The 1,376-nt window shown below is 68.8% G+C and carries 1 protein-coding gene; it reads left to right on the top strand.

Translation table 11 applies throughout. The features are described from left to right. Positions 1-1,376 (top strand): amino acid adenylation domain-containing protein (locus ACFWZ2_RS43645; RefSeq protein ID WP_384555361.1); only part of this gene is annotated, 1,376 nt, incomplete at both ends.

Here is a 1,376-nt window from a genome sequence, read left to right as displayed (position 1 = left end):
GCCGAGCGGCGTCGGGTGCTTGTCGACTGGAATGACACCGGCGCCGATGTGGTGCCGGCGACGTTGCCTGAGTTGTTCGAGGCGCAGGTGGGGCGGTCGCCGGGTGCGGTGGCGGTTGTCTTCGAGGGTGAGTCCGTCTCGTATGCGGAGCTGGATGTCCGGGCCAATCGGTTGGCGAGGTACTTGATCGCGCGGGGTGTGGGTGCCGAGTCTGTGGTGGGGGTGTGCCTGGAGCGCGGTGTCGAGATGGTGGTGGCGCTGCTGGCGGTGGTGAAGGCGGGGGCCGCGTATCTGCCGGTGGATCCGGAGTATCCGGCGGAGCGGATCGCGTACGTGCTGGAGGCGGCCGGGGCCGCTTCGGTCGTGACTGCCGGCGGGCTGGCGGAGCTGCTGCCCGAGGGCGTGACCCGCGTTCTCATGGACGATCCGAAGCTCGCCGAGGTGGATGGCGGGCCGTTGGGCGACGCGGTCCGGGTGCGCCCGGAGCACCCCGCGTACGTGATCTTCACGTCGGGTTCGACGGGGCGGCCCAAGGGTGTGGTGGTGCCGCATGCGGGGATTGTGAACCGGCTTGCGTGGATGCAGGGCCGGTATGGGTTGGGTGTCGATGACCGGGTGTTGCAGAAGACGCCGTTCGGTTTCGACGTGTCGGTGTGGGAGTTCTTCTGGCCGCTGCTGGAGGGTGCGGCGTTGGTGGTGGCGAAGCCTGGTGGGCATCGGGAGCCGGGTTATCTCGCTTCGCTGATCCGTGAGCAGGCTGTGACGACGGTGCATTTTGTGCCGTCGATGCTGGCGGCGTTCCTGGCGGAGCCGTCGGTGGGTGGGTGTGGTGGTCTGCGGCGGGTGTTCTGCTCGGGTGAGGCGTTGCCGGTGGCGGCGCAGGAGCGGTTCTTCGCTGTGCTGCCGGGGGTGGAGTTGCACAATTTGTACGGGCCGACCGAGGCGTCGGTGGACGTGACGGCGTGGCAGTGCGTTCCGGGGCAGGCCGGTCCGGTGCCGATCGGGGCGCCGATCGCCAACACCTGTGCCTACGTGTTGGATGCGGCTCTCAGTCCGGTGCCGGTGGGTGTGGGGGGTGAGTTGTATCTGGCGGGTGTGCAGCTTGCTCGTGGTTATGCAGGTCGTGCGGGGTTGACTGCGGAGCGGTTCGTGGCCAGTCCGTTCGGTGCGGGGCAGCGGTTGTATCGCACGGGGGATGTGGTGCGGTGGAACGCGGAGGGGTGGCTGGAGTATCTGGGGCGTGCGGATGAGCAGGTGAAGATCCGTGGGTTCCGGATCGAGCCGGGTGAGGTGCAGGCGGTGGTGGCCGCGCATCCGCAGGTCGCCCAGGTGGCTGTGATCGCTCGGGAGGACGAGCCCGGCGATGTCCGGCTGGT

Origin of the sequence: Streptomyces sp. NPDC059002, from assembly GCF_042740435.1 — a bacterium.
Taxonomy (GTDB): domain Bacteria; phylum Actinomycetota; class Actinomycetes; order Streptomycetales; family Streptomycetaceae; genus Streptomyces.
This window is presented reverse-complemented; position numbering and strand designations above follow the sequence as displayed.